Annotated in this window: 10 protein-coding genes; 6 read left to right on the forward strand and 4 right to left on the reverse strand. The window is 56.9% G+C overall.

Translation table 11 applies throughout. The features are described 5' to 3' along the window. The first annotated feature begins 11 nt into the window (after nucleotides 1-11). Complete coding sequence (locus ACO2Q8_RS14535) at nucleotides 12-1,940, forward strand: histidinol-phosphatase (RefSeq protein WP_423345553.1); 1,929 nt, start codon at nucleotides 12-14, stop codon at nucleotides 1,938-1,940. A gap of 106 nt (nucleotides 1,941-2,046) precedes the next feature. Here ACO2Q8_RS14535 and ACO2Q8_RS14540 read toward each other — a convergent pair whose 3' ends face one another. After that, on the reverse strand, nucleotides 2,047-3,174 hold the full coding sequence (locus ACO2Q8_RS14540; RefSeq protein ID WP_423345554.1) for a hypothetical protein: 1,128 nt from the start codon (nucleotides 3,172-3,174) through the stop codon (nucleotides 2,047-2,049). A gap of 132 nt (nucleotides 3,175-3,306) precedes the next feature. Here ACO2Q8_RS14540 and ACO2Q8_RS14545 point away from each other — a divergent pair, with 132 nt between their 5' ends. The 3 genes from ACO2Q8_RS14545 to ACO2Q8_RS14555 are packed head-to-tail and all read left to right on the forward strand — an operon-like array spanning nucleotide 3,307 to nucleotide 7,807. Beyond that, nucleotides 3,307-4,779 (forward strand): N-6 DNA methylase, encoded by a 1,473-nt coding sequence (locus ACO2Q8_RS14545; protein ID WP_423345555.1) that lies wholly within the window; start codon nucleotides 3,307-3,309, stop codon nucleotides 4,777-4,779. After that, nucleotides 4,776-6,326, forward strand: a complete 1,551-nt coding sequence (locus ACO2Q8_RS14550) for a restriction endonuclease subunit S (RefSeq protein WP_423345556.1) — start codon at nucleotides 4,776-4,778, stop codon at nucleotides 6,324-6,326. Before ACO2Q8_RS14545 ends, ACO2Q8_RS14550 begins: the two co-directional genes overlap by 4 nt. Next, nucleotides 6,323-7,807: a restriction system-associated AAA family ATPase gene (locus ACO2Q8_RS14555; protein ID WP_423345557.1), complete on the forward strand. Its 1,485-nt coding sequence runs from the start codon at nucleotides 6,323-6,325 to the stop codon at nucleotides 7,805-7,807. The genes ACO2Q8_RS14550 and ACO2Q8_RS14555 overlap by 4 nt, the downstream gene beginning before the upstream one ends. Nucleotides 7,808-7,882: 75 nt before the next feature. Here the strand turns inward: ACO2Q8_RS14555 and ACO2Q8_RS14560 are convergent, their stop codons facing one another. The 3 genes from ACO2Q8_RS14560 to ACO2Q8_RS14570 form a co-directional block, all read right to left on the reverse strand. Beyond that, nucleotides 7,883-8,989, reverse strand: coding sequence for a hypothetical protein (locus tag ACO2Q8_RS14560; protein WP_423345558.1), 1,107 nt, complete (start codon nucleotides 8,987-8,989; stop codon nucleotides 7,883-7,885). A gap of 260 nt (nucleotides 8,990-9,249) precedes the next feature. After that, on the reverse strand, nucleotides 9,250-11,178 hold the full coding sequence (locus ACO2Q8_RS14565) for a glycoside hydrolase family 2 protein (protein WP_423345559.1): 1,929 nt from the start codon (nucleotides 11,176-11,178) through the stop codon (nucleotides 9,250-9,252). A 115-nt stretch (nucleotides 11,179-11,293) separates the two neighbouring features. Then, nucleotides 11,294-13,483 carry a M28 family peptidase gene (locus tag ACO2Q8_RS14570; protein WP_423345560.1) on the reverse strand — a complete coding sequence of 730 codons (2,190 nt, stop codon included), beginning with the start codon at nucleotides 13,481-13,483 and terminating at the stop codon, nucleotides 11,294-11,296. A gap of 137 nt (nucleotides 13,484-13,620) precedes the next feature. Between ACO2Q8_RS14570 and ACO2Q8_RS14575 the strand changes: the two genes are divergently transcribed. Both ACO2Q8_RS14575 and ACO2Q8_RS14580 read left to right on the forward strand, forming a co-directional pair. Next, entirely contained in the window at nucleotides 13,621-15,366 is a 1,746-nt protein-coding gene (locus tag ACO2Q8_RS14575) for a DUF885 family protein (protein WP_423345561.1), read from the forward strand. 42 nt (nucleotides 15,367-15,408) lie between these two features. Continuing rightward, on the forward strand, nucleotides 15,409-15,747 hold the full coding sequence (locus ACO2Q8_RS14580; protein ID WP_423345562.1) for a DUF433 domain-containing protein: 339 nt from the start codon (nucleotides 15,409-15,411) through the stop codon (nucleotides 15,745-15,747). Nucleotides 15,748-15,970: the final 223 nt, after the last annotated feature.

A 15,970-nucleotide genomic window follows, 5' to 3' on the forward strand; every position in this document is an offset into this window, starting at 1 on the left:
TGTTTGCTGTCATGCGCCCCATCGTTCTTTTCGCACTTCTTCTTTTGTCCATTTCGTCGGCAAACGCCCAGAACTGGTACAAAGGCAACCTGCATACGCACTCGCTCTGGAGCGATGGCGACGATTATCCCGAAATGATTATGGACTGGTACAAAGCCAACGGCTACCACTTTGTTGGGTTGTCAGACCACAACACGTTTCAGGAGGGCGAACGCTGGATTAAAGTGCCCCGCGCGCCCGAACGCCGACGGGCCTTCGAGCGGTACCTGCGCACGTTTGGCCCCGACTGGGTCAAGTACCAAACCGGCCCCAACGACTCGCTGAAAGTGCGGCTAAAACCGCTCAACGAATACCGCAGCTATTTTGAAGAACCCGGTAAGTTTCTGATTTTAAAGAGTGAAGAAGTATCGACCGGTTTTCAGGGCAAACCGATTCACATCAACATGACCAACCTGCAAACCCTGCTGCGCCCGCTGCCGGGCAACAGCGTGGCCGAGGTCATGCAGAATAACATCGACGCCCTGGTGGCCCAGCGCCGACGCACCGGCCAACCGATGTTTCCGCACATCAACCACCCGAATTTTTACTATGCCATCACGGCCAGCGACCTCATGCAGCTCCGGCACGAGCGGTTTTTCGAGGTCTTCAACGGCCACCCGCTGGTGAATAATTACGGCGACAGCACCCGCGAAGGCACCGAGTCGATGTGGGACAAAATCAACCTGCATTTTCTCCGGCAGGGTCGCCCGCTGCTATACGGCCTGGCTACCGACGACAGCCACCATTACCAGTTTTTCGGCCCGACGTTCAGTAACTCGGGCCGGGCCTGGGTGATGGTCAACGCGCCCGAACTCAAGCCCCAGACACTTATCGAAGCCCTGGAAGCGGGGCGGTTTTACGCCACAACGGGCGTCACGCTCGAAAGCCTGACGCAAACCGCCACGACGTTGGCGTTCAAGATCAAAGCCGAACCGGATGTCAAATACCGGATTCAGTTTATCGGAATTCGAAAAGGGCGGGAGAACGCCGAAGTGCTGCGCGAACTGACGGGCACCGAAGCCCGTTACGACATCACGGACGAGTGGCTGGTGCGGGCCAAAATCATTTCCAGCAAGCCCAAATTCAACCCGTTCGCACCGGGCGACGTGGAAACCGCCTGGACGCAGCCCATCGCCCGCTTGCAGACTCCGCAGCCACTCACCAACGTCAAACCGCTGCCCAATGCCCACGCACACAACGATTACGAGCAATCGCGGCCGCTCTGGGATGCACTGGATCAGGGCTTTACGAGCATCGAAGCCGATGTGTACGCCCACCGCGACACGCTGTACGTTGCGCACAACCGCCCGGCCTTCTGGAACGCCGACCGCACCCTGGAAGAACTCTACCTGCGTCCGCTGGCCGAACGCATTCGGCAGAACGGCGGCAAAGTGTACGCGAATTACACCGGCCCGGTTTATCTGATGATCGACTTCAAAACCGGCTCCGACAGCACCTATCGGGCTTTAGAGAACGTTTTGCAACGGTATCGTTCTCTACTGACCAACTGCCGGGGAAACCGCTGCCAGCCGGGGGCGGTGACGGTTTTCATTTCCGGAAACCGACCAATCGAAGCCCTCCGAAAAGTGAAGGAACGACTGGCGGGCCTCGACGGCCGACCGGCTGATCTGGGCAAAGGATTCAGTCCGGCGCTGATGCCGGTCGTCAGCGATTCGTACAGCAATCAACTGAGCTGGCGGGGGCAGGGACCGATGCCCGACGAGCAGTTTCAGAAACTCCGCCAACTGGTACAACGGGTTCACGCCGAAGGCAAGAAGCTGCGGCTCTGGGCCTGTCCGGAAGACCCGGCGGTCTGGGCCAAACTCCGCGAAGCCGGTGCCGATTTCCTCAGTACCGACCAACTCGAACTGGTTCGGGAGTTTCTACTGAGCGAGAAGTGACCGTACCCCCGGACTTTAGTCCGGGAGATCTTGATCTTGCTATTTAAGGATGTGAAAACACCTCAATTAGTTGGGCTCCCGGACTAAAGTCCGGGGGTACGTTTTTTTAGGGGATCAGCAGTTTTTTAGTCGCCGAGAAAACGGGCGTCCTTAGCTGCACGATTTTCAGCGAAGGTGCAGCCAAACTGCCAGCCCCAACATGAATCAGGTAGCGATTCGCACCCAGCGTTTCTACCTGGCGTAGCTCCCGCAACCCCCGAAGATCGACAACGTTGAAAACCGGTTCCGGCACGTTCGTCAGCACCTCAATGCGGTTTTTGTCCACCGGCCGCGCTTCGAAATAGTACGACGAGGGATCATAGCCGACTCCGATAATCTTCGAGTACGCAAACCGCCCATCCTGGTCGACCTGCCGCAGCCGGTAATAATTGGTGCCCAACACCGGCGCTTCGTCGGTAAAACCGTATTGCTGCAAGGATTCCGAAAAACCCAACGATACCACCCGGCCCAGCGCTTCGAACGCCTTGGCGTCGGTGCTGCGTTCGACCACAAAGTAGGCGCTGTTGGACTCAAACGTCGTCTGCCAGCCCAGCCGGACCTGGTTCTCGACCCGCTTGCCGCTGAACGACGCCAGCCGAACCGGCAAGGCCGGAGCGTCATCCCAGTTGAAGTTGGTGATGTAGATCAACTGCAGCCTAGGGTCATCCCATTCCGGCCCGGCGCAATACTGAATGGTAATCTCGGTCAACGGTCCGCTGAAACTGATGGTGTTCACCGAATTGTTGACATCCTCATTGATCCCCGTGATGGTGTTGCCACTAATCGTATTGGTAACAGCCGTTCCGATGGCCGGACTGACGGGTGTCCCACCGTTGCTGCCTGTCACGGTCACCTGATCCTGGTACTGGCTGTCGCCATCGATCCGGTCAATGTCCAGCAGGTTAAAGTTCAGATTGTTGACCGGTTGCGAAAAGGTTACTTTCAACGAAATGCAATCCCCGTCGGTCGGAAAGTTAACTCTCAGTTCCAGGCCGTTCGGCATGGGCCGGGGGTAGTCGATGCTTAAAGCGCTCGTCATTCCGAGCACTTCGACCGTTGCGTTCACCGGGATGTTACCAATGTTGGTAAAAGTGTTTGTAAGTTCGCCCTCCGGATAGTTATTCCAATCCAAATCCTGCGCTGAGCCCATAAGCGGGCCTACCAGCAGGGCTGCCAGCAGTACAAATCGTTTCATGTTAACAATATTTATTTGTGTATGTACACGCAATATACTTTTTACTTAAATTAGACACAAACGAAATCAAGGATTTTGGTGGAAGCGTTTATTTCAGGCGAATTGCTACCTTTAAAACCTGTTACTACTCTCTTGTCCCTTGCGAAGGCTTCTGCCAATATGGATAACCTGACCAACGACATCATCGCCAAACTCTGGAACCTGTGCAATGTCCTCAAGGATGATGGCGTGACGTATCATCAGTACGTGACGGAACTGACCTACCTGTTGTTCCTGAAAATGGCTAAAGAAACCGGAACCGAGGATCAGATTCCGGCCGGACACCGCTGGGATAAGCTGGTGGCAACCCCAAAACCAGATCGTCTGGAAGCCTATAAAATCACGCTGATTCATCTGGAAACGCACGGTTCGCCGATTGTTCGGGAAATATTTAGCCAGGCCAGTTCATTTATCCGGAAACCGGCTACGCTTTCCACACTCGTGGAAGGCATCGACAAGCTGGACTGGTACCACGCCCGGCGCGAAAACCTGGGCAGCATCTACGAAGGGCTACTCGAAAAAAACGCCAGCGAAAAGAAGTCGGGCGCGGGGCAGTATTTCACCGTTCGATCGCTCATCGACAGCCTGGTTACTCTTCTGAAACCGTCGCTCGACGACGTTATCCAGGACCCGGCCGCCGGAACAGGCGGTTTTCTGATTGCAGCCAATCAGTACATTCTTGAGCATAATCCGCCCGAAAACTGGTCCCCGGCTCAGCAGGAGAAATACCGCAGCAACACATTTTATGGCATGGAGCATGTCCACGATACGCACCGGCTGGCCCTGATGAACCTGTTCCTGCACGGGATTGCCTACAGTCCCGATGGCGGTGGGGTTCATTACGGGGATACGCTTTCGGCCGCCGGTCAGAAGCTACCAGAAGCCACGCTGATCCTGTCGAACCCGCCCTTTGGCAGCAAAAAAGGCGGAGGGCTTCCCGAACGTACCGACCTGCCCTACCCGACCAGCAACAAGCAGTTCTGCTTTCTGCAACACATTTACCGGGGTCTGGCACCGGGGGGGCGGGCCGCCGTCGTATTACCCGACAACGCCTTGTTTGAGGGCAATGTGGGCCGACAAATCCGAACCGATCTGATGGCGACCTGTAACCTGCACACCATCCTGCGGCTACCCACCGGTATTTTCTACGCGCAGGGTGTCAAAACCTGCGTCCTGTTTTTTACACGAGGGAAAACCGATCTGGATACCACCCGGGAAGTTTGGGTATACGATTTGCGGGCCAACATGCCGCAGTACGGCAAGCGTACCCAACTGACCCGGGCACATTTTGCCGACTTTGAAACCGCTTTTGGCAACAATCCATTCGGAAGCCCGGAGGCACTGGCTCAGCGGCAGGATACCGGCCCAACCGGGCGGTTTCGCCGTTTTTCGCGCGAATGGATTGCCCGCAACAACGATAATCTGAACATTTCCTGGCTGAAAGACGAAGACTCCGAACTGCCCGAACCGCACCTCATCGCGGGTGAACTTATGGAGGAACTAGAGGGCGCTCTGGAGGAATTACGCGGCATGATGGAAGAATTGGGAGAGGAGGTCGACGCATGAGTGACATACCGCCGGGCTGGATGAAAGTCAACGTTGGACTGATCAATGAATTTACCTCGCAGCCGATCGACCCGGCCCGACAACCTGAGGAGGTGTTCGAGGTCTACAGCGTCCCCGCTTTTCCGACCCGGCAACCGGAGTTACTTTCCGGAGCCACCATCGGTTCGATCAAGCAGATTGTGGCCCCCGACGATATTTTGATTTGCAAGATCAATCCGCGCATCAACCGGGTCTGGAAAGTTGCTCCCCGGACCGGCTTCGTGCAGATTGCCTCGTCGGAGTGGATGGTGTTGCGTTCAACGGGTTTGTCGCCTGATTATCTGCGCTATTATTTCAGCAGTCCGGCCTTTCGGGAACTGATCTGCCAGGGCGTCACGGGCGTCGGCGGCTCGCTGACCCGGGCGCAGCCGAAGCGGATAGCGGCTTTTCCGGTGCTGATTGCCCCGCTCAACGAACAGAAACGGATTGCCGCCAAAATCGATCGCCTGTTCGCCCGGATCGACACCTGCCGGGAGCGCCTGGACCGGCTGCTCAGTGGGATCAGGCAACTGCGTCAGTCGGTTCTTTCGGCTGCGGTTTCGGGACGGTTGACCGAAAAATGGCGCGGCAGCGACTCCACCGGCTGGACGCTGGAACGCGCGGCCGATGTGTGCGAAAAAGTCCAGAACGGCGGCACGCCAAGAGACGGTTTTGTCGGACCGGCGGGCATCCCGTTCCTAAAAGTGTATAACCTTGTCAATCAGTCGGTTGACTTCCACTACAAACCGCAGTTTATCTCGTCTGTCGTTCACGAAAAAGAACTAAAGAAGTCGCAGGCCCGGCCGGGCGATGTGCTCATGAATATCGTCGGACCACCCCTCGGCAAGGTTGCCATTGTGCCGGACACCTACCCGGAATGGAATATCAATCAGGCCCTTACTTTGTTTCGACCCGGCAAACGCCTGACGACGGGCTGGCTGTACTACCTGCTGTGCAAGGGTGATAACCTGGCGGCCATTCTGCACGAAACGCGGGGGTCGGCTGGTCAACTGAATATCTCGCTTTCCCAATGCCGGAATTTCCGGTTTTCGATCCCACCGCTGGCCGAACAACGCGAAATTGTCCGCCGGGTCGACACGCTGTTCGCCTATGCCGACGCCCTGGAAAGCCGTTGTCTGGCCGCCCGGGCGCAACTGGACCGGCTTCCGGCCGCAACACTCGACCGGGCCTTTCGGGGCTTGCTAGTTCCGCAGGACCCAGCCGACGAACCCGCCCCGGCGCTGCTCAAACGCCTTCAGGCTGCCAAAGCAAACCCGTCAACCCAACCCAGGCGCAAAAACCGCATGAAAACCAGCCTGACCGAACTTTCACCCGAAACCGTACTGGCGTCGATTCGTCATTTACCCGATGACCAGTTTACCTTCGACGAACTGCGCCGTCAGATCACCGCCGATTACGATTCGCTCCGGGATGTGCTTTTTAAGCTCCTCCTCGACCAGCAACCTGCGCTCAAGCAGGTTTTCGATCCAGAAAGACAGATGATGAACTTTATCCGGGTACGACCATGAAACTACTCCGTGTTCATATCATTTCGGCCGATACCTGCGGGGGCTTGCTCGACGGTCTTGATCTTATGCTGCATTCTCACATGAATGAGCAAACAACTTTCTTACCCATCTGTCTGGTTGGCGCAAACGGAACCGGTAAATCCCAGTTTCTCCAGGTTGTAGCCGAACTGTTTCAGTCGGCCTTTCATGCCACCGCGAGCGGGGAAGAGCGCCTGGAAGGAAATCCGGGCCTCCAGTTTGAAGTAGAGTACCTGATTCGTGCGCACGACGACAGCCCACTGACGCACGTCCGGATCTCGCGCCGGGCGGTAAACAAACGCAAACCGCTGGTTATCATTCAGAAACGCCTGGAAGACACCTGGCTGACCTGCGATCTGAAGGCTCCCGAAACCCGGGCGCTTCTGCCCCGCAAAGTGATTGGGTATACCTCCGGTGCCAACGAAACCCTGAGTCTGCCGTTTCTGCTCAGCCGCAGCGGCTACGCGGAGGAAGTGCGCGAAAGTGCCATCGACCGTAGCAAGAACCAGCCGGTTGCGGACACGCGCCTGATGCTGATCGACTACGGAACTCACCTCGAAGTGCTGGTGGCAAATCTTTTACTGGGCAGCGACGAACAACGGCGGGCGCTGCTGGCCCACGCCCATCTCGACGATCTGCATTCGTTCCGGTGTGTGGTCCAGCTCGCGCACGCAGCCGCCCCCCGGGCACCCGAACGCTCCCGAGCTGCTTCAAAGCGGAAAGGCATTCAGCTCACCGACGAACTGGAGCGGTATCTGGAATACCTGCAAAAATGCGCCACCTGTTATCAGTACGACGACAAAACGGAAACCTACACCTTTGATTTTCTCGTGACTGACGAAACCAAGGCGGCATTCCGTTTTTTCTGGAAAACCGCCTTTGAGCTGTATTCCGCGTTCCATAAACTGGCGATGCTCAATGACCTGGTCATTCCGAAACACGCCCGGGAACGGTTCTCGAAAGAAACCCGCTCCCGTCGGTTTGCCTCCCGACTGCCCGAACCGCAGGAAGAAGACAAGGTTTTCCGGTTTGAGCGCGTCAATTTTTTTGCGCAAAACCGGGCCACGACGGTCGATTACGTCTCGCTGTCCGACGGCGAACACCAATTTGCCCAACTCCTCGGAACGTTCAGCATGCTGTCGTTTGCCAACGTTCTTTTCCTGCTTGATGAGCCCGAATCGCACTTCAATCCGCGCTGGCGGCTTAAGTTTGTGAATCGGTTATGTCAACTTCCCACTCCGGACGGTAACCGCAGCAGCCAATTCGCAGCGACCCGGCAGGACTGCCTGCTGACCACTCATTCGCCGTTTATTCCGGCAGACTTACCGAAAGAGAACGTCTTTATTTTCAACCGGAATCCGCAAACCAGGGCGTTGGAAGTAAAAAAGCCCGGAAGCGAAACCCACGGAGCTAGTTTCGATGCGATTCTTCAGGTTTGTTTTGGGATCATCCCGGCTTCCTAAGAAAACACCCTGCCAGCAACGCCAGCGGGGTGTTTGGTATACACAAATAAACATTAAATTCTCACTTATCGCTTCCTAATCGGTCAGCAGGACTTTCCGGGCGTTCTGATACGTCTGCGCCCGGATCTGAACAATTTTCAGCGCGGGCGAAGCCAGACCCGTCGGGCGAAGCTGAAGTGTATACCGGTTAGACCCCGTTTGAACGACCTGGTGCGAACCGGACACACCCCGGCTGTCCATGATATTGAAAACCGGCTCCGGCACGTTGGTCAGCACCTCAATCTGCCCTTGATCCAACGCCCGTACTTCGAAATAATACTCCGCCGGGTCGTAGCCCACCCCAATGATCTTCGAGTACTCAAACCGCCCGTCCTGGTCGACCTGCCGCAGCCGGTAATAATTGGTACCCAGCACCGGGGCTTCGTCGGTAAAACCGTAGGCTTGCAACGACTCCGAGAAACCCGACGACACCACCCGGCCCAGCGCTTCGAACGCCTTGGCATCCGCGCTGCGTTCGACCACAAAGTAGGCGCTGTTGGACTCAAACGTCGTCTGCCAGCCCAGCCGGACCTGGTTTTCAACCCGCTTGCCGCTGAACGACGCCAGCCGCACCGGTAGCGGTGCGGCCTCCCAGTTGAAATCGCCGATGTAGATTTCCTGCCGCTCCGGCAGCGCAAAGGAAGGCCCGGCGCAATACTGAATGGTAATTTCGGTCACTGCCCCGCTGAACGTTACCAGATTCTGCGCCTGGGCGACGTTGCTGTTAATCCCCGTGACGGTATTGCCGCTCACCGTATTGGTAGCCGCCGACCCGATTGAGGGCGTGACGGATGTTCCGCCGTTACTTCCCGTTACTGTCACGACATCCTCGTACTTGCTGTCACCGGACGTGTAATCGATATCGAGCAGGGGAAAATTCAAATTATACACGGGCTCCGAGAAGGTGATATTCACCGAAACACAAAACCCATTGGCCGGGAAGTCGGCCGAAAGCCGCAGGCCGGCCGGTCGGCCGTTGGGTTCATTGGTGGTAAAATACGAAGTGCCCCCCGTCACCGACACCCCCACGTTGACCGCCGGGGTGCCCACATTCGGGAACGTATGACTCAACGAACCATCCGGATACGTGTTCCAATCCAGGTTCTGGGCAGTTCCTCCTAAACTCACCCAGAGTAATGCCATTAGCAGTAGAAGTTTCCGTTTCATAGAATCCCAATATTTGTAACTACAAGCAAGTAATCGTTTTTTTAATTAATACACAAGTAAAATGAGCAGTTCGGCAAACAAAATGGATTAGGCGGCAACAAAAAGCTTCTTTACGTGCTGATAGTCAAACACATAAAGAAGCTCCAGAAAGAACGAAGAAAAGAAAAAACCGACTTGTAGCCGACGACTCTTAAGTTACCCAACAAAACAGATCAGGCACTTACTACGTGTCCCGTTTACTTATACAAGGGCGCGTGAATGTCCCGCAGCGTCTCGATCGGAATCTTGATCACCTCCCGGTCGTAGGTTAGCAAACCGTTTACCTCGCCTTCCACGTCGGTGGTTTGGGTGTACACGGCCGCCGAAACACCGTTTTTCCGGTACATGTCCACCATCTTGGCGTATTTGGTCCGATAGGCTTTCAAAACCGCATCCTTGTCCTGGTAGGTCTGGTAACCCCAGTTACGCTTGTTGGGGTCCCAGAGGTGGCCGGTGATGGGCCAGCCGATCCCGCCAAATTCTCCGACTACAATCACCCGGTTTTTCTTAGGCTCCGGTACGTTCGGCACTTCCTCGTAGGTATGAATGTCGTAAAAATCGCCCGCGCCCAGGTCCGACCAGCCGCTGGCGGCATTGACCAATCGGCTCGGATCGAGCGCCTTGACCCAATCGGCCAACCGCACGTTGTCGTACTGGCCCCACCCCTCGTTATGCACCACCCAGGTCACGATGCTCGGGTGGTTGTGCAGGCGGTTCATCATCCGGCGCAGTTCCAGTTCAAACTGCTCTTTGCCTTTCGACCGGCGCAGCGGTTCGACCACCTCCTGGCGGCCCATCGCCTGCCCTTCCAGAAAACCGGAGGGCATGTCCTGCCAGACCAGCATGCCCAGCCGGTCGCAGTGGTAGTAATACCGCGCCGGTTCGACCTTGATGTGTTTGCGGAGCATGTTAAACCCGGCTTTTTTCAGAAAATCGATTTCAAATACCATCGCATCGTCCGAAGGCGGGGTCAGCAAACTGCCCGGCCACCAGCCCTGGTCGAGCGGGCCGTTCTGAAACAGCGGTTGATTGTTGAGCAGCAAAACCGGCTGTCCGGCCACGCGGCCCGGCCCCATCGAAATTTTCCGCATGGCAAAATAGCTCGTCACCGCGTCAAGCGGACTCCCCGTCACCTCGGCTTTGGCGTAGGCCGAGCGTTCGGCTTCGTTATGGCGCGGCCGGTTGCGGTTTTCGGTTCCGGCAAACGGGTCTTTCACCGTCAGCAGTTCAACTTTCAGGTTGTACAGAAACGGATTGTCGGGCGACCAGCGCTTCGGATTCCGGATGGGCAGATACGCCACCCGCCCCGACCGGACTTGCAGGCTCGATACGGTTTGCGTGCCGTCCAGCGCCGTCAACCGGATGGCGCTCATCGGGTTGGTGAGGAGACGGTTCAGCAAAACTTCGACGCGGATGCGGCTCGAATCCAGTTCGGGCGTGATCCGGACTTCTTCGATGTAATTCGGGTTTGGCACCGGCTCCAGCCAGACGGTTTGCCAGATGCCCGACACCGGCGTATACCAGATGCCGTTCGGATTAAACACCTGTTTGCCGCGCGGTTGCTCGCCCTCGGTAGTCGGGTCGGTCACGGCCAGAATCAGCTCATTCTGCCCCGATTTCAGGTAATCCGTGATGTCAAACTCAAACGGGTCCGAACCGCCCGTGTGCGATCCGACCAGGCCACCGTTTACCCACAGATTGCATTCGTAATCCACCGCGCCGAAGTGCAGCAACACCCGTTGCCCGTTCCAGGCCGCCGGAATCGTGACGTTCCGGCGGTACCAGAGCCGCTGGTCGGCGTTCAGGGATTTGGTTACTTTCGAGAGCGTCGATTCCACGCAAAACGGCACCAGAATCTGCCCGTCGAACGTCGTGGGCTGGCCTTCGGTTTTCGGCCGGATGGCGTATTCCCACCAGCCGTTGAGGTTTTGCCAGTTGGCCCGCACCAGTTGCGGACGCGGGTACTCACGCCAGGCGTTTTCGGGCGTCACCTGTTTCTCCCAACGGCTCAGAATAGCCGCCGGTTTGGGATCGGCGATGGTGTTTTGCGCCAAAACCGGCTTTATCAGGGCACTTGCCACCAAAATAGTGACAAACGTAACGAAGCGTTGAACAGGGTGTTTCATGGGTTTAGGAGGGTTGCTGTACGAACAGTAACAGTAAAAGCGTCGTACCACAGCCACCTACTACCCTTCGAATTCGAAAACTATCCCAGCGTCCCGGCTTAGTCCCCGATTTCGACTACTTCTTCCCTCCGCCCAGCGTCGCCGGTTTATCGGCTGACATCGCCCGCGTCAGGCTTGCCAACTGATCGCTGAGCGCCTGGATCGCTTTTTTGTAGCGGTTTTCCAGATCGGGCAGGTTGGCGGTGGATTTCAGCGAGGCTTCGTACAGAAAACCGGGCAGCATCCAGGACGCGTAGCCGCTGTAAGGGTCCGACGACGCGTACAACGAGCGGTACCAAGACCCGAACGCCATGCCCTTCGGGTCGATGAACGACTGTTCGAGTTGCCGCAACGTCCGGTTTAGTTCGGCCAGCTTGTCGGTCCGACCGGCCTGTACATACTGCTGACTGGCGGCTTCGGCAGCTTCCGCATTTTTCTTCAGATCGGCCACGGCCGCCAAAACCGGCTCGATGGAATACGTCGGCGCGTAGGCTTTGATGGCTTTCTCGGCGGCTTTCAGGTGCGTCGACAGGTCGTTGGCGTAGCGGCTCAGATCGTACGGCAACAGATCGGCGTTCGCCATGCGCAGCGCGAGCGTACCGGCAACCTGCTCCACCATCGGCCCCATTTTGTAGGTCGGATCGGCAAATTTGTCGTAGAAAAACAGGTCGTCGTTGGCCGAGTGGTACAGCGTTGGACCGCCGGTTCCGGCGTTCAGCGACGGAATGCCGACGTGCATGTACGGGGCAATGTGGTCCGAACCACCGCCGAGGTTACCGATCACGGGTTCGTTGACCGCTGTGGCCGGAGCCGACGACGCAATGCCGACGGTGCTGCCCTGCCGCCGACCACCCTGCTTCAGCCAGTGTTGATACACCGTGATGTTCGAATCCGGATACTGAACGGCCTGGGTTGCTTCGATCAGCAGTTTTTTCATCGAAGGCGACGCGCTGGCCCCAAACATCCGGCCCGACACGGCCGCGTCGTAGTTCATGTAGGCTACGGCTTTCTGCGTCAACTCGTCCCGGAACTGCTCAGCCCATTCGGCCGAACCAATCACACCAAATTCTTCGGCATCCCAATGCGCCACTTTGATCGTGCGCCGGGGCCGCTGCCCGGTTTTTGCCAATTTTCCCAGCGATTCGGTCATACTCAGCAACATGGCGGTTCCGCTGTTGGGGTCAGTGGCTCCAAACGACCAGGCATCGTAATGACAACCCGCAATGATCCATTCATCCGGGAACTCCGCGCCCGTCAGCGTCCCGACCACTTCGTAAATCCGCGTGATGGCTTTTTCCTGTTTTACCATCAAACGAACCTTCAATTCCGGTCCGCCTTCCAGCCGGTACGCGAACGGCAAACCGCCCTGCCAGCCCGCCGGAACGGCCTTGGCACCAGTCATGCGTTTCAGAATGTCGATGGCCGACCCGTACGGAATCGGCGTCACTGGAATCGTGTGCAGGGCCACGTCCTTCGGATCGAGCCGTTTGATTTTCACCTTGCCATCCAGCGGCAAGGCCGGTTCGCCGGGCGTCAGCGGGTCGCCGGTGTAGGGCACCGTCAGCAACGAACCGCGCTGGATGATGCTCTCGCTCGGTTGCGGCCCTTCCGGAAACGTCAGCCCTTTGGTATAGCCGTTGTCGGCCGGGTCGGTGTAAATGAGCAACCCGGCGGCTCCGGCAGCCTGGGCAAACTGCGCCTTGTAGCCCCGAAAGTTCCCGCCGTACCGCGCCATGACGATCTTGCCCTGCACCGAAATCCCCATCGCTTTCAGTTGCTCGAAATCCTCTTTCCGGCCGTAATTGGCGTACACCACCTCGGCGGTCACGTCGCCCGAGCCCGAGTAGGCATTCCAGCCGGGCATAATCCGGGGGTCTTTGCTGTATTTGTCCTCCGGAAACAGGTACTCCCGGATGTTCAGCGGTTGCCGGATGGGTTCGACCAGTTCGACGGCGATCTCGCCCGGCCCTTTGGGCAGGTAAATGTCGTGCGGGTAAATATCGACCTGCCAGCCCGCCTTGCGCATGGTTTCGGCGATGTAATCCCGGACGCGCTCGTTTTCGGGCGTCCCGGCCACGTGCGGCACACTGCTCAGCCATTCGAGGTGTTTTTTGAACGAATCCGCCGATTGGTATTTCCTGAATTCGGCTTCGGTTTTTTCTTCAACAGCCTGGCGGGCGGGCGTGAAACCGGTAAAAGACTGGGCGCGTACGGCGGTGACGGCCACCGCAGCCAGCAGGGCAAAACCGGCGGAGAAATTTCTCATTGAGGAGGAGGTTGTTCAGGTTAAACGGCTTAAAAGGTACAGAATAGTTGGCAAAAATTGATTTTTACCGAATCTTTTCCGGGTTTTGTCCCACGATGACTACCTTCGTGCCTATAAACCGCCGACCCCGTACGCTCATGACCCCCATCTTCCGCCGTTTTCTTGCTCTTTTCCTCATCGGTCCGTTTTTTGCTAACCCGGTTTTAGCTCAGTCTGGCCCGGCCAGCGGTTTGTACCGGCAAACCAGCGACGTGCATCACCTGCTGACCCAATACGAAGCCGACTGGGGTAGCCTGAGCCGGTTTTACACCATCGAGAATTCGCCCGAACGCCGAGAGCGCTTCAAGGCGTTTTACACCGATTATCTGCGCCAGTTGCAGCAACTCGACTTCGACCGGATGAGTACCGACAGCCGCGTCGACTACCTGCTGTTTCAGCGCAACCTGCGGAGCAATCTCCAGAAATTGGCCGACGAAGAACAGGAAGTTAACCAGACAAAACCCTGGTTTCCGTTTGCCGAAAAAATTTACGCCCTTGAAAAGCTCCGTCGGCGCGGAACACCCTTGGTGGCCGAGCAGGTAGCCGCCGACCTGAACGCCATCGGGAAAGAAATCGTGACCGTCCGGAAAGCGGTTGAAAAAACCGATAAGATCGAATCGGCGCTGGCGCGTCGGGCCGAAGGAACCGCCAAAGGCTTGCAGTCAGCTCTGAAAAGCGTGTTCACCTTTTACAATGCCTACGATCCGCAGTTTACGTGGTGGGTGCCCGAGCCTTACCGCAAAACCGATAGCCTGCTGACGGCCTACACGGTTTTGTGGAGCAAAAAAGCGCGGGAAGCGGCTCCGACCCCGGACGACGGCAGCGGCATTGCGGGCATCGCCGTGGGGCGCGACGAACTCGTTAGGCAGTTGCAGTTTGAACTCATTCCGTATTCGCCGGAAGACCTCATCGACATCGCCAACCGGGAGTTTGCCTGGTGCGACCGCGAGTTGCTGAAAGCTACCAAAGAGATGGGGTTTGGCACCGACTGGAAAGCCGCCCAGGAGAAAGTAAAGAACTCGATTGTTCCGGCCGGTCGCCAGCCTGAACTGATCCTGCGGCTTTATAATGAGTCGATTGCCTTTCTCAAGCAGAAAGACCTGATCACAATTCCGCCGATTGCGGAGGAAACCTGGCGGATGCAGATGATGACCCCCGAACGGCAGAAGGTCAGCCCGTTTTTTCTGGGTGGTGAAACCATCCTGATTTCCTACCCGACGAACACGATGGCGCACGAAGACAAGCTGATGAGTATGCGCGGCAACAACCCGCACTTCTCGCGCTCGACGGTTCACCACGAACTGATTGCCGGACACCATTTACAGGGGTTTATGAACAACCGCTACAAAACCTACCGGCATTTCGGCACGCCATTCTGGACGGAAGGCTGGGCGTTGTACTGGGAGATGATTCTGTGGGATCTGGGTTTCCCGCAGTCGCCGGAAGACCGCATTGGGATGCTGTTCTGGCGGATGCACCGCTGCGCCCGGATTATTTTCTCGCTGAACTACCACCTCGGCAAATGGTCTCCGCAGCAGTGCATCGACTTTCTGGTGGACCGCGTCGGGCACGAGCGCGCCAACGCGGAAGGTGAAGTGCGCCGGTCGTTCGTGGGCGGCTACCCTCCGCTCTACCAACTGGCCTACATGACGGGCGGTTTTCAGTTTTACGCCCTGAAAAAAGAACTGGTCGATAGCAAGAAGATGACCTACAAGCAGTTCCACGACGCGATTATGCAACTGAATGCGATGCCCGTCGAGCTGATCCGCGCCATCCTGACCGACCAGAAACTCAGCAAGGATTTCAAAACGTCTTGGCGGTTTTATGACAAAGGGGGCAAGTGACCGGTTTGGTCAGATAAGCACTTCGCTGTAACTTTACGTACTATGAGTCTAGCCGTTGAAGAAACTGAAAAGCTGCTGAGCCGAATGTCCCGGGCCGAAAAAGCCGAAGTCTTGCGGTGGATCATTCAGGATTTGAGCGATGCCTTTCCCGGCATTGAAAGCAAACCGGATGTGGCCGGGGGAGTCGCCTGCATTGTCCGAACCCGAATACCGGTTTGGGTACTGGAGCAGGCCCGTCGGCTGGGCACCTCTGAAGCCGACCTGTTGCGGGCCTATCCCGTCCTACGAGCCGATGACCTGACAAATGCCCGGGCCTATGTCCGGGCACACCGGGAAGAGATTGAACGACAGATTGCGGAAAATCAGGAGGTAGTATTTTAACACGAACGATTCGTTTTTTGACCCCATCGGGGTCGAATGATTGTAGAAAATCTGGCTTTATATACGCTCCACGCGTGCCGTAGGTACGTAACCCAGGGTGAATGGCGTACCTACGGCACGCTGATGGGCAAGACAATGGCGTTTTCACTACAAACATGCAGTGCCGCTGGCACTGAAACGACTTGTAAGTCAGGCAAATAATCTCATCGTTCGTGTTATTTTA

Source organism: Larkinella sp. VNQ87, assembly GCF_049445795.1.
In the GTDB taxonomy this organism is placed as follows: domain Bacteria; phylum Bacteroidota; class Bacteroidia; order Cytophagales; family Spirosomataceae; genus Larkinella.

Coding starts and splice junctions, on each gene's coding strand:
- ACO2Q8_RS14535 (WP_423345553.1), top strand. CDS start 12: ATGCGCCCCATCGTTCTTTTCGCACTTCTTCTTTTGTCCATTTCGTCG.
- ACO2Q8_RS14540 (WP_423345554.1), bottom strand. CDS start 3,174: ATGAAACGATTTGTACTGCTGGCAGCCCTGCTGGTAGGCCCGCTTATG.
- ACO2Q8_RS14550 (WP_423345556.1), top strand. CDS start 4,776: ATGAGTGACATACCGCCGGGCTGGATGAAAGTCAACGTTGGACTGATC.
- ACO2Q8_RS14555 (WP_423345557.1), top strand. CDS start 6,323: ATGAAACTACTCCGTGTTCATATCATTTCGGCCGATACCTGCGGGGGC.
- ACO2Q8_RS14560 (WP_423345558.1), bottom strand. CDS start 8,989: ATGGCATTACTCTGGGTGAGTTTAGGAGGAACTGCCCAGAACCTGGAT.
- ACO2Q8_RS14565 (WP_423345559.1), bottom strand. CDS start 11,178: ATGAAACACCCTGTTCAACGCTTCGTTACGTTTGTCACTATTTTGGTG.
- ACO2Q8_RS14570 (WP_423345560.1), bottom strand. CDS start 13,483: ATGAGAAATTTCTCCGCCGGTTTTGCCCTGCTGGCTGCGGTGGCCGTC.
- ACO2Q8_RS14575 (WP_423345561.1), top strand. CDS start 13,621: ATGACCCCCATCTTCCGCCGTTTTCTTGCTCTTTTCCTCATCGGTCCG.
- ACO2Q8_RS14580 (WP_423345562.1), top strand. CDS start 15,409: ATGAGTCTAGCCGTTGAAGAAACTGAAAAGCTGCTGAGCCGAATGTCC.